This window comes from Pseudomonas sp. GW822-FHT04H02, assembly GCF_058800645.1.
The window spans coordinates 1,010,064-1,036,444 of record NZ_JBXAMM010000001.1 but is presented as its reverse complement, the minus strand read 5'-3'; the positions used below and the strand labels follow the sequence as shown (position 1 = coordinate 1,036,444).

General features: G+C 66.5%; 22 protein-coding genes. 15 read left to right on the top strand and 7 right to left on the bottom strand.

Translation table 11 applies throughout. The features are described from left to right. Positions 1 to 50 precede the first annotated feature (50 nt). Positions 51 to 1,127 (bottom strand): sigma-54 interaction domain-containing protein, encoded by a 1,077-nt coding sequence (locus AC1RMG_RS04820; RefSeq protein WP_011061215.1) that lies wholly within the window; start codon positions 1,125 to 1,127, stop codon positions 51 to 53. A gap of 554 nt (positions 1,128 to 1,681) precedes the next feature. Here AC1RMG_RS04820 and AC1RMG_RS04815 point away from each other — a divergent pair. The 7 genes from AC1RMG_RS04815 to AC1RMG_RS04785 all read left to right on the top strand — a co-directional run bounded on the left by AC1RMG_RS04815 (position 1,682) and on the right by AC1RMG_RS04785 (position 12,276). Further along, positions 1,682 to 2,755, top strand: coding sequence for an ABC transporter substrate-binding protein (locus AC1RMG_RS04815; protein WP_210456689.1), 1,074 nt, complete (start codon positions 1,682 to 1,684; stop codon positions 2,753 to 2,755). 22 nt (positions 2,756 to 2,777) lie between these two features. Next, positions 2,778 to 4,001: a lipase family protein gene (locus AC1RMG_RS04810; RefSeq protein WP_011061212.1), complete on the top strand. Its 1,224-nt coding sequence runs from the start codon at positions 2,778 to 2,780 to the stop codon at positions 3,999 to 4,001. 15 nt (positions 4,002 to 4,016) lie between these two features. Continuing rightward, positions 4,017 to 5,225, top strand: coding sequence for an LLM class flavin-dependent oxidoreductase (locus AC1RMG_RS04805; protein WP_493168540.1), 1,209 nt, complete (start codon positions 4,017 to 4,019; stop codon positions 5,223 to 5,225). Between the two features lie 4 nt (positions 5,226 to 5,229). Beyond that, positions 5,230 to 6,813 carry an ABC transporter substrate-binding protein gene (locus tag AC1RMG_RS04800; protein WP_493168538.1) on the top strand — a complete coding sequence of 528 codons (1,584 nt, stop codon included), beginning with the start codon at positions 5,230 to 5,232 and terminating at the stop codon, positions 6,811 to 6,813. 133 nt (positions 6,814 to 6,946) lie between these two features. Next, positions 6,947 to 9,526 (top strand): TonB-dependent receptor plug domain-containing protein, encoded by a 2,580-nt coding sequence (locus AC1RMG_RS04795; protein WP_493168536.1) that lies wholly within the window; start codon positions 6,947 to 6,949, stop codon positions 9,524 to 9,526. A 36-nt stretch (positions 9,527 to 9,562) separates the two neighbouring features. Then, positions 9,563 to 10,645 carry an LLM class flavin-dependent oxidoreductase gene (locus tag AC1RMG_RS04790; protein WP_493168535.1) on the top strand — a complete coding sequence of 361 codons (1,083 nt, stop codon included), beginning with the start codon at positions 9,563 to 9,565 and terminating at the stop codon, positions 10,643 to 10,645. 377 nt (positions 10,646 to 11,022) lie between these two features. Then, positions 11,023 to 12,276 (top strand): ferredoxin reductase family protein, encoded by a 1,254-nt coding sequence (locus AC1RMG_RS04785; RefSeq protein WP_015635548.1) that lies wholly within the window; start codon positions 11,023 to 11,025, stop codon positions 12,274 to 12,276. On the opposite strand, the gene AC1RMG_RS04780 is transcribed toward AC1RMG_RS04785, so the two are convergent. Beyond that, on the bottom strand, positions 12,277 to 13,815 hold the full coding sequence (locus AC1RMG_RS04780; protein WP_493168533.1) for an MFS transporter: 1,539 nt from the start codon (positions 13,813 to 13,815) through the stop codon (positions 12,277 to 12,279). It lies immediately after the preceding gene. A gap of 128 nt (positions 13,816 to 13,943) precedes the next feature. Between AC1RMG_RS04780 and AC1RMG_RS04775 the strand changes: the two genes are divergently transcribed. From AC1RMG_RS04775 to AC1RMG_RS04760, 4 genes are all read left to right on the top strand, one after another. Next, a complete protein-coding gene (locus AC1RMG_RS04775; RefSeq protein ID WP_493168531.1) occupies positions 13,944 to 14,852 on the top strand; it encodes a LysR family transcriptional regulator in 909 nt (302 codons plus the stop codon). A gap of 289 nt (positions 14,853 to 15,141) precedes the next feature. Next, positions 15,142 to 16,623 (top strand): APC family permease, encoded by a 1,482-nt coding sequence (locus AC1RMG_RS04770; RefSeq protein ID WP_493168529.1) that lies wholly within the window; start codon positions 15,142 to 15,144, stop codon positions 16,621 to 16,623. 99 nt (positions 16,624 to 16,722) lie between these two features. Next, entirely contained in the window at positions 16,723 to 17,919 is a 1,197-nt protein-coding gene (locus AC1RMG_RS04765; protein WP_053151554.1) for an iron-containing alcohol dehydrogenase, read from the top strand. Further along, positions 17,916 to 19,346, top strand: coding sequence for an aldehyde dehydrogenase family protein (locus tag AC1RMG_RS04760; RefSeq protein ID WP_493168527.1), 1,431 nt, complete (start codon positions 17,916 to 17,918; stop codon positions 19,344 to 19,346). Before AC1RMG_RS04765 ends, AC1RMG_RS04760 begins: the two co-directional genes overlap by 4 nt. A gap of 9 nt (positions 19,347 to 19,355) precedes the next feature. Here AC1RMG_RS04760 and AC1RMG_RS04755 read toward each other — a convergent pair whose 3' ends face one another. Further along, positions 19,356 to 20,252, bottom strand: coding sequence for a LysR family transcriptional regulator (locus AC1RMG_RS04755; RefSeq protein ID WP_011061200.1), 897 nt, complete (start codon positions 20,250 to 20,252; stop codon positions 19,356 to 19,358). Positions 20,253 to 20,396: 144 nt separating this feature from the next. Between AC1RMG_RS04755 and AC1RMG_RS04750 the strand changes: the two genes are divergently transcribed. Then, positions 20,397 to 20,948 (top strand): GNAT family N-acetyltransferase, encoded by a 552-nt coding sequence (locus AC1RMG_RS04750; protein ID WP_011061199.1) that lies wholly within the window; start codon positions 20,397 to 20,399, stop codon positions 20,946 to 20,948. Here AC1RMG_RS04750 and AC1RMG_RS04745 read toward each other — a convergent pair. Then, positions 20,941 to 21,861, bottom strand: a complete 921-nt coding sequence (locus AC1RMG_RS04745) for a carbon-nitrogen hydrolase family protein (protein WP_011061198.1) — start codon at positions 21,859 to 21,861, stop codon at positions 20,941 to 20,943. The genes AC1RMG_RS04750 and AC1RMG_RS04745 overlap by 8 nt on opposite strands. Before the next feature lie 84 nt (positions 21,862 to 21,945). Here AC1RMG_RS04745 and AC1RMG_RS04740 point away from each other — a divergent pair, with 84 nt between their 5' ends. After that, positions 21,946 to 22,881, top strand: coding sequence for a LysR family transcriptional regulator (locus AC1RMG_RS04740; protein ID WP_015635541.1), 936 nt, complete (start codon positions 21,946 to 21,948; stop codon positions 22,879 to 22,881). Here the strand turns inward: AC1RMG_RS04740 and AC1RMG_RS04735 are convergent. Next, positions 22,853 to 23,107: a hypothetical protein gene (locus tag AC1RMG_RS04735; protein ID WP_011061196.1), complete on the bottom strand. Its 255-nt coding sequence runs from the start codon at positions 23,105 to 23,107 to the stop codon at positions 22,853 to 22,855. The two genes, AC1RMG_RS04740 and AC1RMG_RS04735, sit on opposite strands and share 29 nt — an antisense overlap. Before the next feature lie 197 nt (positions 23,108 to 23,304). Between AC1RMG_RS04735 and AC1RMG_RS04730 the strand changes: the two genes are divergently transcribed. After that, positions 23,305 to 23,625, top strand: coding sequence for an ElaB/YgaM/YqjD family protein (locus AC1RMG_RS04730; protein ID WP_011061195.1), 321 nt, complete (start codon positions 23,305 to 23,307; stop codon positions 23,623 to 23,625). A gap of 58 nt (positions 23,626 to 23,683) precedes the next feature. Here AC1RMG_RS04730 and AC1RMG_RS04725 read toward each other — a convergent pair whose 3' ends face one another. Both AC1RMG_RS04725 and AC1RMG_RS04720 read right to left on the bottom strand, forming a co-directional pair. Further along, positions 23,684 to 24,721, bottom strand: a complete 1,038-nt coding sequence (locus AC1RMG_RS04725; protein ID WP_019093987.1) for an Ldh family oxidoreductase — start codon at positions 24,719 to 24,721, stop codon at positions 23,684 to 23,686. Between the two features lie 202 nt (positions 24,722 to 24,923). Beyond that, entirely contained in the window at positions 24,924 to 25,193 is a 270-nt protein-coding gene (locus tag AC1RMG_RS04720; RefSeq protein ID WP_011061193.1) for a PepSY domain-containing protein, read from the bottom strand. Between the two features lie 151 nt (positions 25,194 to 25,344). Here AC1RMG_RS04720 and AC1RMG_RS04715 point away from each other — a divergent pair, with 151 nt between their 5' ends. Further along, positions 25,345 to 26,358, top strand: coding sequence for a FecR family protein (locus tag AC1RMG_RS04715; RefSeq protein ID WP_493168525.1), 1,014 nt, complete (start codon positions 25,345 to 25,347; stop codon positions 26,356 to 26,358). Positions 26,359 to 26,381 lie beyond the last annotated feature (23 nt).

The following is a 26,381-nucleotide window of genomic DNA, read 5'->3' as shown; positions in this document are numbered from 1 at the left end:
AAAGCCCCGGGCCGGTTCTCGGGTCCAGGAAGCGGATCTAGGAAGCGGATCTAGGAAGCGGAAGTCGCCAGGGGCTTGTTCAACTCGCCGATCTTTTCCAGCCGGGCGCGCACGATGTTGCGGCTGATGTTGAGCAGGCGCCCGGTCTGCAACTGGTTGCCATGGCAGTAGCGATAGGCCTCGCGAAAGATCGTTTCCTCGATGTGCTCGTACAGGTCGGGAATGTTCTGCTCGAACAGCGCCTGCAAGGCCCGGCCCAGGTCTGCCGGCGCCTGAGGCCCCGGGACGGCCAGGGGCGCCTGTTCCTGGCGGATGCCGGAGGAGCGCATGTCCACCAGGTGCAGATCCCCCGGTGCCACCCGCTGCTGGCGGCACACCAGCAAGGCGTGGTGGATGGCATTTTCCAGTTCGCGAATGTTGCCCGGCCAGCTGTGCTCCAGCAGCTTGCGTTCAGCCTCTTCGGTCAGCGAGGCACGGTTGTAGCCCAGGCGCTGGCAGTGTTCCTCAAGGAAGAATTCGGCCAGGGGCAGGATGTCCCCCGGGCGCTCGCGCAGCGGCGGCAGGCGGATGGTGGCCACGTGCAGGCGGTAGAACAGGTCTTCACGAAAATGCCCGGCCACCACCGCATCGGCGAGGTTGACGTTGGTGGCCGCCACCAGCCGCACATTGATCGGGATCGGCGTGCGCGAGCCCAGGCGCACCACTTCTCGCTCCTGCAGTACCCGCAGCAGCTTGACCTGCATGTTCAGCGGCAAGTCGCCGATCTCGTCGAGAAACAGCGTGCCGCCGTTGGCCGCTTCGAACCAGCCGGCCTTATGGGTGGTGGCACCGGTAAAGGCGCCTTTCTCATGGCCGAAGAGTTCGCTTTCCACCAGGGTTTCGGCAAAGGCCCCGCAGTTCACCGCGACAAAGGGCTCGCGCCCGCGGCGGCTCAGGTGATGGATGTGGCGCGCCACCAGTTCCTTGCCGGTGCCGGTCTCGCCAATGATCAGGGTATTGGCCTCACTGGGGGCCAGGCGCTCGATGCGACTGAGCAATTCCTGGGAGCGCGGGTCCTTGAACACCAGAACGGTGGCCCGTACCGATTTGGTCAATTCACGGGCGTTTGGATGAGTGATCAGCGACATGGTGCATTCCTGGCAGTAAAAGCGCGGGCTCAATAGTGCACGAAGATATTTAGACTAAATAATTATTAATTGATCTTTAGATATTCCTTTTATGAATATATCTGAAGGGTGCTCCCCACCTGCTGCTGGAGCAGCAATCGGCCAGCACCTGCCTGTTCGCAGATCAGCAGCGGCGGCTTGGGCCAGGGCCTGTCGATCTGCCTGAAGCCCTTGCCAGGCAAGGCCTGCAGCGCTTTGTAGCGGCCCTGGCATGCAATCTGCTCTATCCCTTCCGACACCAGTACCCACCACCGCCCCTCGTAGGAGCTGGCTTGCCAGCGAAGGCGTCCGCAAGGGCGAGGCAAGGTTCAAGGGCCTCTTCGCCGGCAAGCCGGCTCCTACAGGAGAACACCGCGATATCTGTTGCAGGAGCTGGCTTGCCAGCGAAGGCGCCCGCAAGGGCGAGGCAAGGCTCAAGGGCCCTCTTCGCCGGCAAGCCGGCTCCTACAGGAAACACCGCGATATCCGGCGCAGGGCTGGCGGGGCTGAGGGCTTATTTTTTGAGGGAGAGTGCAATGCAAGGTTTATGGCGCAATACCCTGGCCGTTATGGCCGGGCTGCTGATCAGTGTCACGGCCCTGGCCAACCCGGCCCCCGAGTCGGTGAAGATTGCCATCGTCGCCTTCACCCAGGGCGGCAAGCCGGTGTTCGGCGGCATCGCCGGGCGGGTGATCGAGGATGGCTGGCTGGAACAGCAACTGAGCCAGCGCGGGATCAAGCTGCAGTGGATCGCCCTGCCCCACGCCGGCGCCGGGCCGCAGATCAACGAAGGCTTCAGCAACAACAGCATCGACTTCGCCGTGCGTGGCGACCTGCCGTCGGTGATCGCTGGCGCCGGCGGCGTGCCCGGCAAGCTGATCGTGCCCGGCGGCAGCGGCAACAATATCTACCTGGTGGTGCCCACCCAGTCCACGGCCAAGAGCATCGAGGACCTCAAGGGCCAGCGCCTGGCCCTGCATCGCGGCCGGCCCTGGGAGTTCGCCTTCAGCAACTTCCTGGCCAGCAAGGGCCTGAAGCTCGACGACTTCAAGATCGCCAACCTCAACCCCCAGGTCGGTGCGGCGGCGGTGTCCGCCGGCAAGGTCGACGCCGCGGTGCTGCTCAGCGAGGCCTATGCCCTGGAAGACAAGGGCGTGGGCCGGATCATCTGGTCCACCAAGCAAGGGGCCAATGACTGGCGCCTGGTCTCCGACCTCTGGGGCACCGACAGTTTCATCGAGCAGCACCCGGAGGTTACCCAACTGCTGGCCACCGCCTGGGTCAAGGCCGCCTGGTGGATTTCCCAGGAACAGAACCAGGACGCCTACTACCAACTGTCCTCCCGCGCCGGCACCGCCGAGAGCGTGCTGCGCCGCGACGACCAGGGCGACCCGGTGGCCTGGAAGGAGCGCTGGGCGCCCAAGAGCGACCAGCAGCTCAAGGCCCACTATCAGGCGCTGAGCGACTACGCCCTGGCCAACCAGCTGATCCGCACGCCCTACGACATCACCCCGGCCCTGGCCACCAGTTTCACCAACCAGGCACTGATCGATCTGCACCTGAGTGATTACTGGCCCGCCCTGCGCGGCCAGGTCGCCACCCATCCCTGAACCCTGAGCACGAGTCTTCTTGATGAAACTGTCCGCAAAATTCACCTTTGGCCTGAGCCTCCTGGCGCTCTCCCTGTCGGCCCTGGCCGGCCCGACCTACGCGCCCAAGCCCGACCCGTTGCAGGGCGACGGCCGGGTCTCGGCCTTCTACACCTGGCAGGACGCGATCCCCCCGACCCCGGGCAAGCTGCTGCGCAGCGAACCCCTGGAAGCCACCCTGAGCCTGCCCAACGCCGCCAGCGCGCAACGGATTCTCTATAGCTCCACCGACGGCATCGACGGCAAGACCCCGGTGGTGGTCTCCGGCACCTTGTTCCTGCCCAAGGGCAAGGCCCCGGCCGGCGGCTGGCCGGTGGCCTCCTGGGGCCATGGCACGGTGGGCGTGGCGGATGTCTGCGCGCCGTCCTGGCAGGGCCGCTCCTACCGTGACGTGCAGTACCTGAGCCGCTGGCTGGACGAAGGCTTTGCCATTGTCGCCACCGACTACCAGGGCCTGGGCGTGCCCGGCGGCCATCCGCTGCTGAACAACCGCATGGCCGCCTACGGCATTCTCGACGCCGCCAAAGCCGTGGTCGCCGGGGTGCCCGGGCTGGCCAACAAGGTACTGATCGTCGGCCAGTCCCAGGGCGGCGCCGGCGCCTTCGCCTCGGCCGCCTACGCCTCCACCTACGCACCGGACCTGGGGGTCAAGGGCAGCATCGGCACCGGGGTGATCTACACCATCGGCGCGAAGAATGTCGGCGAGCAGGACCCGAACAAGGTCGATGCCTCCCTGGCCTACGGCTTCTACACCCTGCTGGCGGCCCAGCAGTACGACCCGAGCATCAACCCCCGGGACTTCTACACCGACAAGGCCCTGCCGCTGTTCGAGCAGGCCCGTACCAGTTGCCTGGCGTCCCTGGTCAGCGACGTGGTGGGGGTCGGCCTGACCCCGGCCAACGCCAAGAAGGACTATCAGGGCAGCCAACTGGCGGCCTGGCAGAAACAAGTGTCCTACCCGACCCTGAAAACCGCCCAGCCGGTGTTCATCGGCACCGGCGCCGAGGACAAGACCCCGGCCGCCGCCACCCAGGTGGCCCTGATGCAGGACGCCTGCAAGGCCGGCTCGGTGGTCGAGGGCCACTTGTACAAGGGCCTGGGCCACAGTGAAACGGTCAATGCCTCCCTCAAGGACTCGGTGCCGTTCGCCCACAAGGTGATCAACGGCCAAGCCATTACCCCCGTCTGCAACCCCAGCGTGCAATAGCCAGGAGGCCCAGCCATGAGCATCGAATTCTTCACCCGCCTGCCCCTGCACGGCGAAACCCAGTTCCTCCCCGGCGACCCGCGCAACCGCGGCGACTGGCACCGGGGCGGGCCCAGCACCGGTGCCGTCTCAGGCTTCAGCGTCGGCGACCACTTCACCTACATCGACTACCTGGGGCAGATCGCCCGGGCCGCGGAAATCAACGGCTTCGGCGGCGCGCTGATGGTCAACGCGCCCTCCGGCGAAGAGCCCTGGACCGTGTGCTCGCTGCTGGCCCGGGAAACCCGCACCCTGAAGTTCGTCACCGCCTTCCAGCCCTATCACTACACGCCCTGGGTTGCGGTGCAGCAGGCCGCCACCTACCAGCGCGCCACCGGCAATCGCCTGGTGTGGAACATCATCAACGGCGGCTCGGACGCCATTCAGCGCCAGGTCGGCGACTTCAGCGACCACGATGAGCGCTATGCCCGTGCCACCGAGTTCATGGACGTGGTCAAGGGCTACTGGCACAACGAGAACTTCCACTACCAGGGCCAGTTCTACCGCGCCGAAGGCGGCGGCCTGCGCGGCCCCTTGACGAAGGCCGAGCTGCCGCTGATCTGCACCGCGGGATCGTCCATCGCCGCTCGGGAATTCGCCGCCAAGCATGCCGATTTCTACCTGATGCGCGCCGAGCACCCGGACGAGATCGCCGCGTTGATCGCCGATATTCGTGAGCGCGCCTTGCAGTACGGCCGCAGCGATATCCGCTTCGGCCTGTCGATCGACGTCATCACCCGGGAAACCGAGGAACTGGCGCGCACCGAGGCCAAGCGCTTCTTCGACGAGGGCATCGCCAAGGGCGCGGTCAAGGCCGTGGCCGCCCATGCCGGGCTGCGCACCGCGCGCAAGCTCAGCTACGAGAACGGCTTCGCACAGAAGAACGAGACCCAGGGCTTCGAGGATTTCTTCATCCACCCCAATGTCTGGACCGGCTTCGGCTACATCGGCATACCGCCGGGCTGCGCCCTGGTGGGCAGCTACGAAAACGTGGTGGCGCGGATCCGCGAGTACCACGCCATCGGTATCGACCTGTTCTTCCTCGCCGGCTACCCGCACCTGGAGGAAGCCTACCGCCTGGGCGAGCACATCCTGCCGCACTTTCGCGGCGAGCGCGCGGCCCTGAGCCGTCAGCCGCAAGCGCCGCTGGAGCTGCGCAGCGCCAACGGCCCGGCAGGAGCCTGACGCCATGAGCCAGGACTACTCGGGCTTGAGCCGCCGTCGTTTTCTCGGCCACAGCGCACTGTTCGGCGGCGGCCTGCTGCTGGGCAGCAGCCTGCTGGCCGGTTGCGACGCGGACAATTCCAGCACCCTGGGCACGGTCGCCAGCGACCAGCCGCGCTACGGCGGGCGCCTGCGCCTGGGGATTCTCGACGGCAACCAGAGCGGCAACCTGGACGCCCACAAACCCATCGGCAGCGGCATCGTCCGAGGCTTCGCGCTGTACAGCAAACTCTGGGAATGGGACGAGCAGATGCAGCCACGCCTGGCCCTGGCGGAGTTCGCCGAACCCAATGCCGATGCCAGCAGCTGGACCCTGCGCCTGCGCCAGGGCCTGGAATTCCACCACGGCAAGAGCATCGACGCCGATGACCTGATCTTCTCCATCCGCCGCCTCACCGACCCGCAGCTGGCCTCGCCCTACGCGGCGCTGCTGCACTGGGTCGATCGCGACAACCTGCAAAAGCTCGATGAGCGCACTGTGCGCCTGAGCTTTCGCGAGGGCCGCAGCTACATGCCCCTGGCGGAAACCTGGGTCAACTTCGGTGGCATCGTCCCGGTGGACTATCACCCGGTGACCAACCCGGTGGGTGCCGGCCCCTACAAGCTGAAAAGCTTCACCCCCGGCCAGCGCTCGCTGTTCACCCGCTTCGACAACTACTACAAGGACGGCCAGCCCTACGCCGACGAACTGGAGATCATCGACTTCAAGGATCAGGTGGCGCGCCTGGCGGCCCTGCGTTCCGGGCAGATCGACATGGCCAACGTGATGCCCACCGAACAGTTGCAAGTCCTGCAGCGCGACCCGCGGGTGCGGCTGCTGAAATCGGTGACCGGCAACTGGCTGTCCTTCGACATGAACCTGGACAAGCCGCCGTTCAACGACCCCAGGGTGCGTGAGGCTTTCCGCCTGCTGGCGGATCGCGAGGAGCTGGTGCGCCGCGCCCTGAACGGCCAGGGCCGGGTGGCCAACGACCTCTATGCCCCCAGCGATCCGACCTTCAACCACAGCCTGGGGCCCCGCCCCCACGACCCGCAGCGTGCGGCGCAACTGCTCAAGGAGGCCGGCCAGGAAAACCTCGAGCTGGAACTGGTGACCACCCCGGGGCCGGCCCTGACCTCGGCCCTGGTGCTGGCCGAACAGGCCAAGCGCATCGGCGTGACCCTCAAGGTCAAGCAAGTGGACCTGGCGACCTTCCAGGGCCCGCAACGCAACGACTGGACCCTGAGCACCGGCGGCAGCATCGGCGCGCCGTTCCTGGCCAGCGCCATCCACACCGACGCGCCCTTTGCCGTATCCAACAAGACCCACTTCAACGACCCGCAGTTCAGCGAGGTGTTTCTCGCGGCCATGGCCCAACCCGACCTGCAACGACGCACGGCCCTGGTGCACCAGGCCCAGCAGATCCAGTACGAACGGGGCGGCATGCTGATCTGGGGCTACGCCGATCTGCTGGACAGCGTCTCCACCCGCGTGGGCGGCGCCCGGGAAGAACAGTCGCTGTTCAGCACCTGGCGTTTCGAAAGGTTGTGGCTCAACGACAGCGCCTGACCCACCGCCCGACCGTAGGAGCTGGCTTGCCAGCGAAGGCGCCCGCAAGAGCACCGCGAGCCTCCAGGCCCCCTTCGCCGGCAAGCCGGCTCCTACAGAACATTCATGCGATTCAATATGAGGCTCATGTGCCATGCCCTCCAACGCCTTCGCTCGCCCCGCATTCGGCCCGGCCCTGGCCGTAACGGTGTTTTCTTCCCTGGCGCCGCCGCTCTTCGCCGCCGATACCCAGTTGCAAACCGTCACCGTCCAGGCCAGCAGCCAGGCCGATGACGATGCCCTGCCCACCCGGCCACCGACCTCGGTGTATGGCGGCACCGAAACCAAGGTCCTGGACACCCCGCGCTCGATCACCCAGGTCAACGCCGAACAACTGGCCAACGACCCGATCCGCAGCGCCGACGACCTGGTCAAGTACGCCCCGGGCATCACCCGCGGTGGCGGGCAGAACGCCGGTATCGCCCCGCAGTTCCGCGCCCAGGGCTCGGAAGTGTTCCAGGACGGCCAGCGCGCCTATGGCGTACGCCATCCGGCCAACTTCAACGCCTACGAGGGCGCGGACATCGTCGCTGGGCCTTCTTCGGTGACCTACGGTTCGGTGTCCGGCAGCGGCGGCTACGTCAACTACCTGAGCAAGAAACCCGATTTCAGCGGGTTCAAGACCCGCCTCAGCGGCGAGCTCGGTGCCTGGGTGCCGGACGGCCAGTCCCGCGACTCGCGCAAATTCAGCATCGACAACACCGGCCCCCTGAGCGACCAGCTGGCCTACCGGGTGAGCATCACCCAGCAGCGCCAGCAGGACTACTACGACAACGTCGACAACAATTTCGATGCCTTCTACGGGGCCCTGGCCTGGCGCAACGACAACCTGCGGGTGGACTGGAATGCCAGCTACGACAACTACTACGACTACAACATCACCCACGGCTGGAACCGCGCCACCCAACAACTGGTGGACAGCGGCAAGTATTACGCCGGCCGCGCCACGCCGATCATCCAGAACGGCAATACCCTGTGGTCGCCGGTGCTGGCCTCCGGTGCCGCCAATGCGCCGACCCTGGGCTGGGTGCAGCGCCAACGCAACGCCCAGGGCCAGTACAGCGTGGTGGATGGCAGCTTCCAGGCGGCCTCGCCCAACACCCAGGCCAGCCCCGGCACCCTGCGCGGCTGGGTCTATGACCCGAGCCTGGCGGGCAACGGCTTGACTTCCCTGTCGCCACAGGCCGGCCAGCGCGGCGAAGACCAGAGCAGTTCACGGCGCTTCACCACCCAACTGCGCATCGAGGGCGACCTGTCCCCCAGCGTGACCCTGGCCAACAGCACCTTCTACCAGCGCTCCCGGGACCTCACCGACGCAGTCGGGGCGTTCCAGGTGCAATCCCGGGACAACCTGCTGGACAACCGCTTCGAGCTGCGCTTGGGCAATGAAACCCGGATCGGCGGCCTGGCCCTGCGGGACGACAGCAATAGCGGGCTGATCTACCGCCGCGAGTTCAACCAGTCGATCGCCGCCAACAATCATTTCGGCTCCACCATCAACGCCTACGACCTGACCCTGGACCCTTCGGGCAAGAACCCCGGCGACCTGCTGGGGCTCACCGGCAGCAACCCGGCCGGCGGCAACGGCGCCTGGATCGGCCAACCCGGGGTGCCGCAATACTCCAACTACTACGGCTGGCTCAACCTGGCGGCCATGTACCCCGCCGGCCACGGCCTGTACGCCGAATCCCTGGCGCCCTACACCGCCGAAAGCACCTGGACCACCAAGACCCTGTTCAGCCAGCACAACCTGCGCCTGGGCGAGCGGGTGGGCCTGAACATCGGTGCCAGCCGCAGCTGGATCGACGCCCGGATCGACAACCCCTTCGTCCTTGCAGGTGGCAGCGACCGGCGCGACAGCCACAACTACCGGCTGTTCGCGTTCCAGGTCAGCCCCTACGTCAAACCCACCGAGAACAGCACCCTGTACTACACCTTCGACCGCTCCCTGGCGGTCAACACCGGGTTCTTCTCCAACGGCCTGGGCTGGGGCAGCGGCAGTGGCGCCAACCAGCTCAACCCCCTGGCGTTCCAGAGCCTGAGCGTGCTGCATGAACTGGGGCTGAAGGTCGAAGCCATCCCCGACCAGCTGTTCATGACCCTGGCCACCTTCAAGCAGGCCCGGGACCAGTCCCCGGACAGCAACAACAACATCGCCCGGCTGATCATCAAGGGCACCGAGGCGACCCTGCGCTACCAGCCAGACCCGCACCTGCGCAGCGGCCTCAACCTGTCCCGGCTCAGCGCCTACAACGAATTCACCTCCCAGGCCGGCTTCGCCTCCGCCGGGTTCATCCCCGACAACGGCACCGTGTTCGGCGACAACAACAGCCTCAACCAGCGGCCCTCCGGGCGCTTCGACGCGGTGCAGATCCCCGAGTACACCGCCAGCGGCTACCTCGACTACCGCATCGACTCGGGCTTTGGCGCCGAGCTCTCCGGCTGGTGGACCAGCAGCTGGTACCTGAACCTGAGCAAAACGGTGAAGGTCCCCGACGAATACAACCTCGACCTGGCCCTGTACTACCGCCAGCCCCAGTGGAGCACCACCCTGCGGGTGCTCAACCTGACCAACGAACTGAACTTCGTCAGCGGCCTGGCCGGCTCCACCAATACCTTCCTGCAGCCCATGCCCGGACGCACCGTGCTGGCCCAGGTGGACTACCGCTTCTAGGCACTTTCCTTCTTCTGCGACCTCAGGACACTCCCCATGAGCATTGAATTCGTCGGCATGATCTTTCCCCGCCAATGGTCCGAAACCCGCGGCGTGCGCAGCCCGGACTTCGACCTGGCATTCATCCGCGAGCACGCGCGCGCCCACGAACACGCGGGCTTTGACCGAGTGCTGATCGCCAGCGGCCCGGGCAGCGCCGATAGCCTGCAGATTGCCGCCTACGCCGCGGCCCACACCGAGCGCCTGGGCTTCATGATTGCCCACCGCCCGGCCCTCAGCGCCCCCACCGTGGCGGCCCGGGCCTTCGCCACCCTGGACCACACCACCGGCGGCGGGCGCATCCGCCTGCATGCCATTACCGGCATCACTGCCGAGCCCCAGGAAGGCGACACCCTGCTGGACAAGACCGAGCGCTATCGACGCACCGACGAGTACCTGGAGATCGTGCGCCGCACCTGGACCGCCGAAGAACCCTTCGACTTCGAAGGTCGCTACTTCAACCTCAAGGGCGCGTTTTCCCCGGTCAAGCCGCTGCAGCAGCCGCACATCCCCATCTCTTTTGGCGGCTCCTCGGACATCGCCTACCAGATCGCGGTCAAGCACGCCGACCTCTACGCCCTGTGGGGCGAGCCCCTGGAGGGGGTAGCCGAACAGATCGGCAAACTCAAGGCCGCGGCCAGCGCCGCGGGGGTGGCCGCGCCCCGGGTCAGCCTCTCGGTGCGGCTGATCCTGGGGGCCACCGAGGAGTTGGCCTGGCAACGGGCCGAACAGATCCTGGCGCAGATCCGCGCCAACCCGCAGTTCGCCGCCGGCAGCCCCTGGCAGAAGCGCCTCAAGGGCACCGGCTCCGAACGCCTGCTGGCGGCCGCAGCCCGCGGCGACCGCCATGACCGCGCCCTGTGGATGCCCACCGCCAGCGCCGTTGGCGCCTACGGCGACACCACCGCCCTGGTGGGCACGCCGGAGACCGTGGTCCAGGCCCTGCTGGACTACGTCGACCTGGGCGTGACCACCTTCCTCAACCGTGGCTACGACCCTTATTACGACACCGTCGACTATGGGCGCTGGATCATCCCCGCCGTCCGCGAAGCCGCCACCCGCCGCAAGCAACACCTGTAGAAGGCGTTTACGAGGCTGGCATCCGGCTTGGAGGCCCTTTCGCCGGCAAGCCGGCTCCTACAAGTGGGTTGACCTTTCCCACAACCCTGTAGGAGCTGGCTTGCCAGCGAAGGCGCCCGCAAGAGCACTGCCCGGTTCAGGGGCCCTTGGCCGCCTGCCAGCGCCTGCGCAAGCGGTGGCCGGGGAATCGGAATGCGAGTGATAGTCGATCATTTTCAACACTTTATCGGCGCCAGGCCGATGACCCAGATCACCACGAATACTCGCCAAAGCGTTAACATTCCACCCAGCCTTTGGCTTTGAACCTGTCATATCCACTTTATGCATCGCGCCCTTTGCTGCGCCATGACGGCATTTCCTCACCGGAGTCATGCACTTTGAAAACCTGGCACACACTTGTCGGCATCCTGCTGATCACCACGGTCACCCTGCTGCTGGAGATCCCTTCCGCCACCTGGCTGACCTCGGCCACCCTGAGCATGATCCTGGGCACCGCAGCCCTGGCCTACATGGCGATGTCCTGCCTGCTGGCCAGCCGCTGGGGCTGGGTCGAACGGCTGTTCGGCGGCCTTGACCGGGTCTACGAGGCGCACAAGTGGCTGGGCATCTGGGCCCTGGCATTCGCCAGCTACCACCTGGTGTTCAAGGCCAACCTGGATGAATGGAACAGCGTGCCGATCCTCGAACTGTCCAAATACTGGACGCGCCTGGTCCGCCAGCTGAGCTACGTGGCCCTGGGCCTGATCGTGCTGCTGGCACTGAACCGCAACATTCCCTACAGCCAGTGGCGCTGGTGGCACAAGCTCTCCGGCCCGCTGTTCCTGATCGTCATCCTGCACTGGCTGAGCTTCAAATCGCCCATCACCCTGGATTCTCCCTCGGGTATCTGGCTGGCTCTGCTCTGCGTCCTCGGCGTGCTCGGCGCCCTGTACAAGCTGCTGCTCTACCCCCTGGTGGCCAAGGCCGGCGAATACCAGGTGACGGCGGTCCGGGTGGAGAAGAACTCCCTGCACCTGGAGCTGATTCCCCAGGGCCGGGGCTTTCCTTTCAAGGCCGGACAGTTCGCCTTCCTCTCGATGCAGGAAAAAGGCCTGCGCGAACCCCATCCGTTCACCATCGCCAGCGCCCAGGCCCATGACGGGCGCATCGAATTCGTGATCCGCGCCCTGGGGGACTACACCCAACGCCTGCGCCGCCAGGTCAAGGTCGGCATGCGTGCGGACATCTACGCGCCCTATGGGCGTTTCAAGCGGCCGCAGGCGGCTGCCCGGGAAATCTGGATCGGCGGTGGCGTGGGCATCTCGCCGTTTATTTCCTGGCTGCAGGATGAAGCTGCCGGGCAGTTCGACAAGGCCACCCTGGTGTACTGCTACAACCCGTCCCGGGCCTTCCCCAGTGTCGACACCCTGCAGGGCATGGCCCAGGCCCGGGGAGTGAACTTCGTGGCCAACTGCGGCGGCACCGAGCCCCTGGCCCAGACCCTCAAGCGCACCGCGGCCGAAACCGATCCGCAGCAGATCCAGGTCAGCTTCTGCGGGCCCAAGGGCTTGCTGGGCCAGGTCCGGGAACTGATGAGCGAGTGCCGGATTCCCCAAGGCAACCTGCACTACGAATTCTTCGAGTTCCGCTGATCAAGCCGCTGGCGGCCCTGGCTGGCGCGGCTCGCGCAGCGTCACCCAGACCACCAGCGCCGCCAGCAGGGTCATCAGGGTCAGCACCTGCAACAACTGGCTGAAAGCCTGCCCGTACAGGGCCAGCAACCCCTCCCGGCCCAGCGCCGGCAAGGCCGCCAGAGTACCGGGCAGGTCCCCCCCGGCCAGTTGCCGGGCAGCCCCCATCAACGTCTCGGCGGGCAGCGCCTGATCCGCCAGGGCGTGCTGCAGCAGCCCCGCCAGCAGCGCCACCACCAGGGCCAGGGCAATGCCCTCGCCGGCCACCCGGGTGGTGCTGAAGATGCCGCTGGCCATGCCCGCGCGCTCCTTGGGCACCACACTCACCGACAAGCCGTCCATCAGCCCCCAGGGCAGCCCGCTGCCGAGGCCGATCAGCAGCAGCGGCCAGATCCGATCGGCCGGCGCCTGGCCCGCAGCGATCCGGCTCAGCCACCACAGCCCGGCGGCAGCCAGCAACAGGCCCAGGCTCGACAGGTTGCCGGCGCTGCACCAGCGGCTGAGCCAGCCCGCGGCGAACGGCACCACCAGCATCGGCGCCGACAGGGCAAGCATCAGCAGCCCGGCATCGATGGCGCTGTAGCCTTCGACGCCGATAAAGCGGATCGGCAACAGGATCAGCAGCACCACGTAGCAATAGCAGGTGGCGATGGGCAGCACCTGCACCCCGACAAAACGCGGATAGCGAAACAGCGACAGATCCAGCATCGGCCGCGCTGCACGCCGCTCGACGACGATGAACAGCCACAGTGCCAGCAGCGCCCCCGCCAGCAACAGCAGAACCCAAGGGCTGCTCCAGCCGTTTTGCGGGGCCTGCAGGATGCCCCAGGTCAGCAGCACCAGCGCCAGGGTGAAACTCAGGGTGCCGGGCCAGTCCACGCCCTGGGCGTCGGGGTCGCGGGACTCTTGCATGCGCGGCACGCCAAAAGCCAGGGACAGGCCGCCGATCAGCGCCCCGGAGACAAAGATCCCGCGCCAGCCGGCCTGTTCCACCAGGACCCCGGCGAGGATCGGGCCAAACGCCAGGCCGACACCAAAGGTGGTGCCCAGCAGGCTGAAGGCACGGGTTCGCGCTGGGCCGTCGAAGGCCTGGGCCCTGGCCGCCGAACCACCGGCCAGGGCGGCGGCACCGGCCAGCCCCTGGACCCCGCGCAAGAGGTTCAGCCACAGCAGCGACGGTACGAACACCAGGGCCAGGGAGCTCATGCCGAACAGCGCAACGCCGAGGCTGAACAGGCGCTTGCGGCCAAATTCGTCGGCCAGGGTGCCGGCGGCCATCAGCACGCTGCCAAAAGTCAGCATGAAGGCATTGGTGGTCCAGCTCAGGGCCAGCGGGCTGCCCCCCAGTTCATGGCCGATGGCCGGGGTCGCCACCGCTACCCCGACAAAGGTCAGGGGCAGCATCAGGGCCGCCAGGCACACCGCGGCCAGCACGCCATGGGCGGACTGCCGGCGACTTTGGGCGGCCTGCCCCAGGGGTAATTCGAGTTCGGGATTCACACGGACCTCTCAAGCCCTGGCAACCAGGGGTGGGCTAAGAAAAATCCATGGTAGGTATGCCGCAATCGCTGAAAAACAGGGCATTCTTCCGCTCTTTACGGACAAAAACGCTGCAATCGAGGTGAACGATGGACAACCTAAACGGCTTGCAGGTGTTTGTCAGCGTGGTCCAGAGCGGTAGCCTGGTGGGCGCCGGCGAGCGCCTGGGGCTGTCTGCCTCGGCGGTAGGCAAGGCCCTGGCGCGCCTGGAGCAGCGCCTTGGCGTGCGCCTGCTGAACCGCAGCACCCGGCGCATCAGCCTGACCGATGAAGGCGCGCTGTTCTATGAGCGCGGCCAGCGCATCGTCGCCGAAGTCCAGGAGGCCGAGGCCGAACTGGCGCGGATCAGCGACAAGCCCCGGGGCCGGCTGCGGGTCAGCCTGCCGGCCATCGGCTATCGGATGCTGCTGCCGATCCTCCCGGAGTTTTCCGCGCGCTACCCGGACATCGAGCTGGACCTGGACTTCAACGACCGGCTGATCGACGTGATCGCCGAAGGCGTGGACGCGGTGATCCGCAGTGGCGAGCTGCCGGACTCGCAACTCAAGTCCAGGAACCTGGGGCCCTTCGGCTTCGTGCTGGTCGGCGCCCCCGGTTACTTCGCCCGGCGCGGCACCCCGCGCACGCCCCAGGACCTGGAGCAGCACGCCTGCCTGCGCTACAAGTTCCCCGGCGGCAGCTTGCTGCAGCAATGGAGCCTGCGCCTGCCCGACGGAGCCCCGCCGCTGGTGCTGGGCAGTGCCCTGACCAGCAACAACCTGGAATCGCTGATCCACGCCACCACCCAGGGCCTGGGCATCGCCTACGTGCCCGAGTTCGTGGTCTGCGGGGCCCTGGCCGATGGCAGCCTGGTCGCGGTGCTGGACGACTACCAGCAAGAGCGCGGCAAGTTCTCCATCCTCTGGCCCAGCAGCCGTCACTTGCTGCCCAAGCTGCGGGTGTTCGTCGACTTTCTCGGCGAACGGCTGGAGCTGGGCAAGCACCACGCTTCCCGCTGATATCCCCTCGATGCCTGGCGCTGGCCGGGTCGCCGGCCCCTGCAAAACATAAACAAATGCAGATGCCAGCTTACCAATCCATGTATTCATCTTGATGTTTGCCCACCGTAAGCTCGTCCTGGCCTGCTGCTGCAGGCCAGGCAATGTCGGTACGCCAAAAACAACAGCTAAAGGCCATCCCAATAACAATCTGATCTGCCGACTCCAGGAACCGCTATGTCAACTACCCCATCACGCCGCCCTTGCGTCGGCCTGCATCGTGGCGCCCGCCCCTTGAACGAGGTGCGCCATGACTGACTTCCTGCCCGCTCCGGGCACCGATGAACACTTGCTGCACCACCAGGGCTATCGCCAGGAGCTGCACCGCGGCCTGTCCCTGTGGTCGTCGTTCTCCGTGGGCTTTGCCACGGTCTCGCCAGTGGTGGGGATCTATTCGGTGATGGCCCTGGGCGCCATGAGCACCGGCCCGTCCTGGGTCTGGATCGTGCCCCTGTGCCTGGCCCTGCAGATGCTGGTGGCGCTGGTCTATGCCGAACTCGCCTCGCAGTACCCCCTGGCCGGCGGTTGCTATCAATGGGTCAAGCGCCTGGCTGGAGACCGCTGGGCCTGGTTCACCGGCTTCATGTACCTGGCCTCGGCCCTGGCTTCCCTGACCACCGTGGCCTACCTGGGCGGGTTCTGGCTGTGGCTGTTCGTCACCGGCACGCCGCCTTCGGCCAATGCCCAGGTGGCCAGCGGCGCCGTGCTGCTGGCGTTGGGGCTGGGGGTCAACCTGTTGGGGATCAACCCGCTGAAGTACTTCGTCAACGCCGGGATCATCGCCGAAGCCATCGCCTCCATCGGCATCGGCGTGCTGTTGCTGCTGTTCTTTCGCAACCACTCCTGGTCGCTGCTGCTGGAAGGCCTGGGCAACAGCGTCAGCGGCGATAGCACCTACCTGAGCGGCTTCGTCACCGCCATGGCAGTGGGCGGCTGGGCCTTTCTCGGCTTCGATGCCTGCTCCCAGGTGTCCGAGGAAACCGCCGATGCCCGTACCTCCACGCCGCGGGCCATCCTGCGCTCGATGCTGCTGGTGGGGCTGACGGTGATGCTCACCGCCTTTGCCGTGACCCTGTCGTTCACCGACACCGCGGGCCTGGTGGCCGGCCAGGTGGTGGACCCGGTCACCCCGGCGGTGGTGGATGCCTTTGGCGCCTGGGCCGAGCGGCCCTTCGTCGGCGTGGTGCTGGTGGCGTTCATTGCCTGCGTGGTCTCGGTACAGACCTATATCGGCCGCGCGGTATTCGGCATGGCCCGGGACTCGATCCTGCCCGCCTCGGCGTTCCTGCGCCGGGTGGATGGGCGCAAGGTGCCCTTCGCCGCCATGCTCCTTTGCACCCTGTTCGCCAGTTTCGGCCTGGCCCTGGGCCTGAACGCCACGGCCGTGGGCACCCTGATCGCCTTCGGCAGCGGGGGCTTCTTCATGGTGTTCCTGATTGTGATCGGTTGCGCCCTGGTCCATCGCCTGCGTGGCCGCTGGCGGCCCGACGCCGGGGTCTTCAACCTCGGCCGCTGGGGCCTGCCGGTGAACCTCGCGGCCTTTGTCTGGCTGCTGTTCGAGAGCGTCAACGTGGCCTGGCCGCGGGAATCCCTGGCGCCGCCCGGAGCGCCCTGGTTCCAGGTCTGGGCAGTGGTGCTGGTGTTCTCGACCCTGGCCGTGCTGGGCCTGATCTACATGGTCCTGGCCAAGCCCTACCTGCGCCGCGACAGCAGCGCATCCGACCGCGGCTGAATCCTCATGCGCTGTCAGCGACAGCGCATTCCCTGCCCGCTACTGGCCCGGCGCCTGCTGCGCCGGCCGCTTCACGCCTGATGTTTCTGGAGACCATCGATGCCCCCGTCCATCCATTACTGGAATTACCCCACCGAGATATTCTGCGGCGCCGAGGCCCTGCACGGCCTGGCCCAGCGCTGCGCCCTGCTGGGCATGGCCAGGCCCTTGCTGGTCACCGACCCGGGCATGCTCGAACTGGAACCCTTTGGCCTGTTGACCGCACACCTGGAGCAGAGCCGCCAGGGCTTTGCGGTATTTGCCGAGCTGGCCAGCAACCCGAGCCTGGACGATGTGCAGCGCGGCGTCCAAGCCTTCAGGGCCGGCGGCCACGACTCGCTGATCGCCCTGGGCGGCGGCAGCGCCATGGACGCCGCCAAGGGCATCGCCCTGGCCGCCGTGGACCCGCAAGGGCTGCAGCGTTTCGAGTGGTCCCGGGTGATCGAGCATTACCCGAGCCTCAGTGACTTTCCGCGCCTGGGCCTGCCGCCCCTGATCGCCCTGCCCACCACTGCCGGCACCGGCTCCGAACTGGGCCGCGAAGCGGTACTGACCGACAGCCAGCAGCAGGTCAAGCGGGTCATCAGCCACCCCGAACTGCTGCCCGCCTGCGTGATCCTCGACCCGCTGCTGACCCGCGGCCTGCCGCCCGCGCTGACCGCCGCCACCGGCATGGATGCCCTGACCCACCATATCGAGGCGTTCTGCTCGCCGCTGTACCACCCGATGTCCAGCGCGATTGCCGTGGAAGGCATGCGCCTGGTGCAGCAGCACCTGCGCCGGGCAGTAAGCCACGGCCAGGACCTGGACGCCCGGGAAGGCATGCTGGTGGCCTCGGCGATGGCTGCGGTGGCCTTCCAGAAGGGCCTGGGTGGCGTCCACGCCCTGGCCCACCCGCTGGGCGCCCGCTATCACCGTCACCATGGCCTGCTCAATGCCGTCCTCCTGCCCTATGTGCTGGTGGCCAACCAGCCGGTGATTGCCGAGGAGATCGGGCGCCTGGCCCGTTACCTGGACTTGCCCCGGGGGGATTTCCAGGGGTTCCTGGACTGGATCCTGGCCCTGCGCGCCGAGCTGGGCATCCCCCACTGCCTGGCGGATATCGGCCTGGACAGCCATGAAGCCGAGTGGGTCGGGGCCCAGGCCCTGGCGGATATCTCGTCCTCCGACACCAATGCCCGACCGCTGAGCGCCGCCGACTACAGCCAGATCTTCCGCAACGCCGTGCACGGCGTCCTGCCAGGAGCCCGCCCATGAAACCGGCCTTGTTTATCGATGGCCACTGGGTCGATGGCGACGGCGCGCCGATGCCGGTGCATGACCCGTCCCTGGGCCAAATCATGGCCCAGGTACCGGCGGCCAGCGCCCATCAGGTGAACCTGGCGGTGCAGGCCGCGCGCCGGGCCCTGCCCGGGTGGCGCAGCCTCAGCGGCGCCCGGCGAGCCGAGTACCTGCAAGGCTTCGCCCGGCACCTGCAGCAACGCCGCGAAGGGCTGATCGCCCTGCAGATGCGCAATAACGGCAAGCCGCGGCACGAAGCCGAACTGGACCTGGACGACGCCATCGCCACCTTCGACTACTACGCCGGCCTCGCTGCCCAGCTGGACGCCCGCCAGGATCAACCGGTGCCCTTGCAGGCTCCGGGCTTCAGTGCCCACTGCAGGTTCGAGGCCCTAGGCGTGGTGGGGCTGATCGTGCCCTGGAACTTCCCCCTGGTCACCAGTGCCTGGAAGCTGGCCCCGGCCCTGGCCGCGGGCTGCACGTTGGTGCTCAAGCCCTCGGAAGTGACGCCCCTGATCGAGCAGGTCTACGGCGAAATCGCCGACGCCCTGGGCTTGCCGGCGGGCGTGTTGAACCTGGTGGCCGGCGCCGGCGAAACCGGCGTAGCCCTGAGCCAGCATCCGGGGCTGGACAAGCTGTCGTTCACCGGCAGCACTGCCACCGGCCAGCGAGTGATGGCCAGCTCCGCCGCCTTCTGCCGGCCACTGACGCTGGAGCTGGGGGGCAAGTCGCCGATCCTGGTATTCGCCGACGCCGACCTGGACCAGGCGGTGCACTGGATCATCGGCGGCTTTTGCTGGAACGCCGGGCAGATGTGCTCGGCCACCTCGCGGCTGCTGGTCCACGAGTCGATTGCCGATGCTTTACTGCAGCGGTTGCGCAGTGCCCTGCTGGCCCTGCGGGTCGGCAACCCCCTGGAGCAGGAAGTGGACATGGGCCCCCTGAGTTGCCAGGCCCAGTGGCGCACGGTGTGCACCTACCTGGAACAGGCCAGGAGCGAGGGCCTGGAATGCCTGGTGGGCGGCCATGCCCTGCCCGGGCCGGGCTGGTTCGTGGCGCCCACGGTGTACACCGATGTGCCCACCAGCAGCAGGTTGTGGCAAGAGGAGATCTTCGGCCCGGTGCTGTGCATGCGCCGTTTCAGTGACGAAGCACAGGCCCTGGCCCTGGCCAACGACAGCGCATTCGGCCTGGTGGCCACTGTGATCAGCGCCGATCTGCAGCGCGCCGAACGGGTCGCCGCCGCCCTGGACGTGGGCCACGTGTGGATCAATTCACTGCAGGCGGTGTTCGTCGAAACCTCCTGGGGCGGCACCAAGGGCAGCGGCATCGGGCGGGAACTGGGCCCCTGGGGGCTGGCTGCCTATCAGTCGATCAAGCACCTGACCCGCTGCCTGGGCTGAAGCGCGGGATCAGCCGCCATGCTCTGCCAGCAGGTCGGCGATAAAGGCCTTCAGCGCTTCGCCACGGGCATGCCCGGCGTGGGTGATCATGCTGTGCTGCACCTCGTAGCGCAGCGTCTCGGGGTGCAGCACGCGCATCTGCCCGGCCGCGACCCAGGGCTGGGCATAGTGGCTGGGCAGGTAGCCCAGGTGGGTGCCCGCCAGTACCCCGTGGACCACCGCCTCCATGTGGTAGGCGGTGGCCGAGGCGCGCTGGGGCGTTACCGGCAGCACCTGGCTGGCGGGCAGGAAACCGTGCTTGATCCAGTCACAGGCCTTGATGTGCGCAAGCTCTGGCTCCAGGACAGGAAACAGCGGGTGCGAGGCGCCGCAGAACAGGGCGATTTCCTCGGCGTACAGTGGCTGATAGTCGAGGGTCGGCAGGCTGCGGCTGAAATAGGAAATGGCCAGGTCCAACTGGCCGTCGATCACCGCCCGCTCAAGCTCGGTGGGCGAATTGATGAACACATGCAGGTGCAGGTCGTGCTCGCGGCGATAGAAGCGCGCGATGGCCGCGTCGATGCGTGCCGCGGGCAAGGTGGCGATGTTGTCCGCCAGCCCCAGGTACAGATCCCCCACCAAACGCCCGGACAACTCCTGGGCTTCGCTCTTGAACGCCTCCACCGCGCCGAACAGCGCCTGGGCCGCCGCCAGGATCCGCTGGCCCTTCTCGGTCAGGCGAAAGCCGCCCTTGCCGCGCTCGCACAGCCGATAGCCGAGGCGTTTTTCCAGGCTGGAGATGTGCATGCTGATATTGGACTGGCTCATGTTCAGTTCGGCCTGGGCCGCGGTGAAACCGCCGCACTTGACCACTACGGAGAAAATCCGCAGCAGGCGCAGGTCCATGTCGGTGACGTTTCTAAGCACAGGGGGTTTCCAGGAGTCGCGGGGCTGAACCAGGGGGCTATTCAACGGCAGCGCCCGGGCCGCGTCAAATCCATCGCGGCTTGCGTGATCGATGACATTGCAGGGACTATGCAACGCCTCCTTGCCACCTTGGATCGCTTGCCAATGGACTCACACCCCACGCCCGCGCTGTGCACCGAACGCTTGCTGCTGCGCCCCCTGGAACTGGCGGACGCCGACGCCATCCAGCAGCTATTCCCCCAGTGGGAGGTGGTGCGCTACCTCAACGCCCTGGTGCCCTGGCCCTACCCGGCCGACGGCGCCCTGAGCTTCCTGCGGGACATGGCACTGCCGGCGATGGCCCGGGGCACGGAATGGCACTGGACGCTGCGCCTGCGCAGCAACCCCGGGCAAATGATCGGCAGCATCAGCCTGATGGACGAAGCCGACAACAACCGCGGCTTCTGGCTGGCCCCGCCGTGGCAGGGCCAGGGCTACATGAGCGAGGCCTGCAAGGTGGTGGACCACTATTGGTTCGAGGTACTGCAACGGCCCTTGATGCGGGTGCCCAAGGCCGCGCCGAACCAGGGCTCGCGGCGGATTTCCGAACGCGCGGGCATGCGCCTGATCCGCTCCGAGGACGGTGAGTTCGTCAGTGGGCGATTCCCCGTGGACATCTGGGAAATCACCCGCGAGCAATGGCGCCGACTCAGGTAAAGCGCACCCCGGGACGGGGGCGCTGGTCCACCGTCAGTTCGAACACATCCGGGCGAGCGTAGTGGCCGACCACGTCGTAGTCATAGCGCGCCCGCACCAGGTCGGCGGTATCGATCTGCGCGCTGATCAGCCCGGCCCGGCCCACCAGGGGGCCGGCCAGTACGTCCCCCATGGGCCCGACGATCACGCTGCCGCCGGCAATCAACGGCCGTTGGGCCGGCCAGTTGGCAATCTCCAGCCCCAGCTCTTCGGGCGAGGCCTGCACCTGACAGGCGCTGACCACGAAGCAGCGCCCCTCGTGAGCGATATGGCGCATGCTCACCTGCCACATTTCCCGCTCGTCCACCGTGGGCGCACACCAGACTTCGATGCCCTGGGCGTACATCGCGGTACGCAGCAGCGGCATCATGTTTTCCCAGCAGATCACCGCGCCCACCCGGCCGACCTGGGTGTCCAGCACCGGCAGGGTCGAGCCGTCGCCCTTGCCCCAGATCAAGCGTTCGGTCCCAGTGGGCATCAGCTTGCGGTGCTTGCCCGAAAGCCCCTGCTGCGGGTCGAAATACAGCGCCGTGCAGTACAGGGTGCTGCCACTGCGCTCGATGACACCCAGCACCAGGTTGGCTCCGGTACGGGCGGACAGCGCGGCCAGGGCATCGGTTTCCACCCCGGGGACCTCGATGGCATTGGCGAAGTAGCGGGCAAAGGCCTCGCGGCCCTCCGGCAGGCGATAGCCCAGCTGGGTGCCGAAGCCTTCGCCCTTGGGGTAGCCCCCCAGCAGCGCTTCGGGCATCACCACCAACTGCGCGCCGGCTTCGATGATGGCGGCCTCGTACGAGAGGATCTGTTCCAGGGTGGCGGCCTTGCCTTCAGGCAAGGCCCCGATCTGCAGGGCAGCGACAACGGACTTGGGCATGGGATGACTCCTTGAGCAATCAGGTGTTGCCCATTCTGCTGCGGCCCCTGATCATCGATAAACCCCACTCCAGTGCTTAATGATATGAACCAGATGAATATCGCCAGTGTCGACCTCAACCTGCTCAAGGCTTTCGAGGCGCTGCATGACGAGTCCAGCGCCAGCCGCGCCGCCTTGCGCCTGGGGGTGACCCAGTCAGCCATGAGCGCTGCCCTGCGCCGGCTGCGCGAGCTGTATGGCGACCCGCTGTTCGTGCGTACCGGGCGCGGGCTGGCGCCGACCCTCAAGGCCAATCAGTTGAAGCCCGTGGTCAGCGAAGCCTTGAACAAATGCCGCCAGAGCCTGGCCATGGTCGCCCCCGACACCGCCGACTATCAGGGCCGCTCGGTAACGCTGGGGCTGTCGGATGATTTCGAGATTGCCTATGGCCGGCAGATGATCGAGGCCGTGGCCCGGCGGGCGCCGAAGCTGCGGCTGATCTTTCGCCAGAGCCACAGCCAGATCGTCGCCGAGGCGCTGTTGCAGCGCAGCGTTGACCTGGCCATCAGTGCCGGCGGCTTTGCCGAACGCCTGCTCAGCCGCCAGGTGCTGGGGGAAGGCCATTACCTGTGCCTGGCAGACCCGGCCAGCCTGGCCCCCGGGCAACAGCAGATCAGTCTTGAGGAGTTTGTCGCACGGGAACACCTGCTGGTGTCGTCCCAGGGGTTTATCGGGATTACCGATGAAGGCTTGGCCAACCTGGGGCTGAGCCGCCAGGTGTGCGCCTCGACCACGCACTTTGCCGCCTTGCCCTTTCTGCTCAAGGGCAGCCAGGCGGTGGCGACCATTCCGGCCCATGCCGCCCGGCGCATCGCCGAACTCACCGGGCTGCAGTTGCTGCCCTGCCCCCTGGCCCTGCCGCGCTACCCGATCGAGCTGGGCTGGCGCACCAGCCCGCAGACCGACCCGCTGCTGGTGAAGGTACGCGAGGCGATTGTCGAGAGTTTTGCCCTTACTTGTTCGCCGCCATCAGGCGATTGACTTCACTGCGCACCATGTTCGAGTACTCCGGCGGCGACATGCCGTCGAGCTCGGCGCGGACCCACTCGGCCCACTTGCCCTTGCGCTTGCCACGCTCGCCGAACAGCCGCGCGGCCTCGCCCTTGGCCTTGCCCAGGTTGCTCTGCCACAGGTCGAACAGACGGGACTTCTCGTCCTCGATGGCGGCGCGCTCGGCCAGGGTCTTGTTAGCCAGATTGAAACTCATGGGAAATTCCTGCTGCGTAAAATAGGCGCCATCTTACACTGTAGGGGCTACGGGTTTTACCCCGGGGTCGCCAACGGGGCGTAAAACAACTGCAACTTTTGCCCCCGCGCCAGACTCCATTGCTTGCTACCCATTCACCTGTAGCCGCTGGCGGATGTGTTGTGCACCAGCGGCGATATTTCCAAGGAAAAAACTTCATGGCTCGTAAATCTGCCGCGCAAGCGGAAAACGATCAAATCAAGGACCAGGCCTTCAGCGAACTGCAGGCGCTGATCGAAGAATCGGAAAAGCTGCTCAAGGGCAGCGCCAGCCTGGTCGGCGAAGAAGGTGAGAGCCTGCGCCAGCAAGTCAGCCTCAAGCTCAAGCAGGCGCTGGATTCGGTCAGCAATGTGCGCGAGCGCAGCAAGCCGGTGGTGGATGCCACCGAGCAGTACATCGGTGGCCACCCGTGGCAGACCGTGGCCATCTCCGCCGGTTTCGGCCTGGTGGTAGGCCTGTTGCTGGGCCGTCGTTCCTAAGCCCCCGTGCAACGTTGAGGCCAGGTACGCCAATGGCGGCCTGGCCTTTTTCATGCCTTCAGTCCTGGGCCAGCGCCCGCAATTGCTGCAGCTGCTCGGCGGGAATGGCGATGCCCGCGTGCTGCGAACGCTCGCGCTGCTGATGCCGGCGATCCCCCGGCAGGCGCTTGAGCCCCACCGCATGCATCTGCCGCACCAGCTCCTGGCTGCGCTCGGCAAAACTCTGCCCGGCAGCCTTGCTCGGGTCGATGACGATCAGCAACTGGCCAGTCCAGGGCGTCTTGGCCCCCGGGTGGCCGGACCAGTCGAATTCGAAGGAGAAGTTGCCCCCGGTCAGGGCTGCCGCCAGCAGCTCCACCATCATCGACAGAGCCGAGCCCTTGTGCCCGCCAAACGGCAGCAAGGCGCCACCTTCAAGAATCGCCTTGGGGTCCTGGGTCGGCTGGCCCAGGCTGTCGACACCGATGCCCGGCGGCAGGCGCTCGCCCTTGCGCGCGGCGATCTGCACGTCGCCATGGGCAATGGCGCTGGTGGCCAGATCGAAGACGATCGGCTGGCCCTGGGCCTGGGGTGCGGCGAAGGCGATCGGGTTGGTGCCGAACAATGGCCTGTCGGCGCCGTGGGGCACGACGCAGGTCATGCTGTTGACCACGCTCAGGGCCACCAATCCTTCCTCGGCGAAGGGTTCGACATCCGGCCAGAGTGCGGCGAAGTGGTGCGAATTGCGGATAGCCAGCACGGCGATACCGGCGCTGCGGGCCTTGCTCACCAGCAGCTCGCGGGCGGCAGCCAGGGCCGGCTGGGCAAAGCCGTTGCCGGCGTCGACCCGGACAAAGGCCGCCGCCACATCCTCCACCACCGGCACGGCCTGGCCGTCGACCCAGCCACTGGCCAGGGTCGAGACATAACCGGGAATGCGGAACACGCCATGGCTGTGGGCTCCGTCGCGCTCGGCGCCGGCACAGTTCTCGGCCAGGCAGCGGGCCACTTCGGCGCGGCAGCCGTGGCGTTGGAAAATCGTTTCCAGCAACTGCACCAGGGCCGGTAAAGAAAGGTATTGGGGCGGTGTTTCAACAACCACGGACGATGCAGACATCTGAAGCTCCAGAGTAATTATTGGAGGGGGCGACAGCGTGTGAACCTGGCGATTAAACAACGCCGCACTCCAACCCTGTCAACCACTGCCGGCGCCTTGCAGGGAAGGTGCCAGGATGGCCGGAACAACCATCCCCCTGGAGCAAAAAAAAGGCCCCCTGTGCGCTGCCGTGGCAAGGCACAGGGGGCTGTATCAGCCTGGCTCAGTCCTTCTGGTCGCGCAGCACATTGCCCGAGGCGCCGTCGATGCGAAACTCATAGACACTGCCATCGGACTTGCGCCCTTCGCCTTCCCAATAGCCATCGTTGTCCGCTTCGATCTTGTAGATCTCCACGTAGCCGGCTTTGGTCTTTGCGGTTTCAATGGCTTTTTCAATGGTGATCCAACCGGCCCCCGGACGGTCGGCCAGGGCCGCTCCGGCGCCCAGCAGGCTGGCGGTGGCAAGCAATGCGGCAAGCGTCTTCTTCAACATGGTCCATCTCCTTGTGTATTCACTTTCGATACAGAGCCTGGTTTTAGGGCGTGCCAGATGAAAATAAGTTCACTTTGATGCTCATTAGCCATGACGGTTGTTCTCCAAGACTTGCCGCGGAGGGTAGAATGCGGGAAATCAGGAAGAGTCAATGAGCGAACAGATCCTCTCAGAAGCCGAATACGACGCCATCACCCAAGCGGCAGCCCAATGGTGCATGCGCCTGCATGAACCCGACTGCAGCGACGCGGAGCGTCTGGCCTTTCAGCAATGGCATGATGCCGACCCCCTGCACGCCTTCGAATACGAGGCGATGCGGGAAATATGGGAAGTGGCCGATCAACTGCCCCCCTCCACCCTCACTGCCGCACCAGCCCCCGCACCGGTCAAGCTCGTTCCCCGGCGCACCTGGCAGCGGTATGGCGTGGCGGCGGCCATCGCCCTGTGCGCCCTGCCCCTGGCCGCCTACAGCGGCTGGGAACTGGGTTGGGTGCCGTCCTCCTACCAGCGATTCGAAGCCGGCGACAGCCTGCGCAGCGTGACCCTGGCCGATGGCAGCCAGGTGCAACTGAACCTGGGCAGCACCCTGACCTACAGCAACTACAAGGACCAGCGCCGGGTCACCCTGAAAAAAGGCGAAGCCTTCTTCAAGGTCAGCCACGACGCCAGCCACCCGTTCGTGGTCAAGGCCGCCAATGGCCAGGTCAAGGTCACCGGCACCCAGTTCAATGTGTGGATGTACGAGGACCAGGTGCGGGTCACCCTGCTCCAGGGCTCGGTCCTGGTGAGCAGCAACACCGCCCTGCCCGGCGAAGGTTTCCGCCTGGAGCCGGGCATGCAAGCCAGCTACAAGGCCGGCGACTACCAGCCGCAGATCAGCCAGACCTACAGCAACGACAGCTCCCTGGCCTGGCGCGAAGGCAAGCTGGTGCTGGACAACCTGGCCCTCACCGACGCCCTGCCGCTGATCAACCGCTACCTGGACACTCCGGTGCAGGTCGCCGACGCCAACACCGGCAAGATCCGCGTCGGCGGCATCTACAACACCCGGGAAATCAAGAGCCTGCTGACCTCGCTGCCCAAGGTGCTGCCGGTCTACCTGACGCGCAATCGCGATGGCAACCCGGTAATCAACTCACTGCCCCAGTCCCCGCCAAAAAGCTGAAGGCCGCCCCGTTGCCGGGGCGG

Bases quoted from the DNA above. Each gene is read 5' to 3' on its own strand.
- AC1RMG_RS04760 (WP_493168527.1), top strand. From the start codon at position 17,916: ATGAAACCGGCCTTGTTTATCGATGGCCACTGGGTCGATGGCGACGGC.
- AC1RMG_RS04800 (WP_493168538.1), top strand. From the start codon at position 5,230: ATGAGCCAGGACTACTCGGGCTTGAGCCGCCGTCGTTTTCTCGGCCAC.
- AC1RMG_RS04820 (WP_011061215.1), bottom strand. From the start codon at position 1,127: ATGTCGCTGATCACTCATCCAAACGCCCGTGAATTGACCAAATCGGTA.
- AC1RMG_RS04770 (WP_493168529.1), top strand. From the start codon at position 15,142: ATGACTGACTTCCTGCCCGCTCCGGGCACCGATGAACACTTGCTGCAC.
- AC1RMG_RS04790 (WP_493168535.1), top strand. From the start codon at position 9,563: ATGAGCATTGAATTCGTCGGCATGATCTTTCCCCGCCAATGGTCCGAA.
- AC1RMG_RS04810 (WP_011061212.1), top strand. From the start codon at position 2,778: ATGAAACTGTCCGCAAAATTCACCTTTGGCCTGAGCCTCCTGGCGCTC.
- AC1RMG_RS04720 (WP_011061193.1), bottom strand. From the start codon at position 25,193: ATGTTGAAGAAGACGCTTGCCGCATTGCTTGCCACCGCCAGCCTGCTG.
- AC1RMG_RS04775 (WP_493168531.1), top strand. From the start codon at position 13,944: ATGGACAACCTAAACGGCTTGCAGGTGTTTGTCAGCGTGGTCCAGAGC.
- AC1RMG_RS04750 (WP_011061199.1), top strand. From the start codon at position 20,397: ATGGACTCACACCCCACGCCCGCGCTGTGCACCGAACGCTTGCTGCTG.
- AC1RMG_RS04740 (WP_015635541.1), top strand. From the start codon at position 21,946: ATGAACCAGATGAATATCGCCAGTGTCGACCTCAACCTGCTCAAGGCT.
- AC1RMG_RS04795 (WP_493168536.1), top strand. From the start codon at position 6,947: ATGCCCTCCAACGCCTTCGCTCGCCCCGCATTCGGCCCGGCCCTGGCC.
- AC1RMG_RS04715 (WP_493168525.1), top strand. From the start codon at position 25,345: ATGAGCGAACAGATCCTCTCAGAAGCCGAATACGACGCCATCACCCAA.
- AC1RMG_RS04765 (WP_053151554.1), top strand. From the start codon at position 16,723: ATGCCCCCGTCCATCCATTACTGGAATTACCCCACCGAGATATTCTGC.
- AC1RMG_RS04725 (WP_019093987.1), bottom strand. From the start codon at position 24,721: ATGTCTGCATCGTCCGTGGTTGTTGAAACACCGCCCCAATACCTTTCT.
- AC1RMG_RS04745 (WP_011061198.1), bottom strand. From the start codon at position 21,861: ATGCCCAAGTCCGTTGTCGCTGCCCTGCAGATCGGGGCCTTGCCTGAA.
- AC1RMG_RS04735 (WP_011061196.1), bottom strand. From the start codon at position 23,107: ATGAGTTTCAATCTGGCTAACAAGACCCTGGCCGAGCGCGCCGCCATC.
- AC1RMG_RS04815 (WP_210456689.1), top strand. From the start codon at position 1,682: ATGCAAGGTTTATGGCGCAATACCCTGGCCGTTATGGCCGGGCTGCTG.
- AC1RMG_RS04805 (WP_493168540.1), top strand. From the start codon at position 4,017: ATGAGCATCGAATTCTTCACCCGCCTGCCCCTGCACGGCGAAACCCAG.
- AC1RMG_RS04730 (WP_011061195.1), top strand. From the start codon at position 23,305: ATGGCTCGTAAATCTGCCGCGCAAGCGGAAAACGATCAAATCAAGGAC.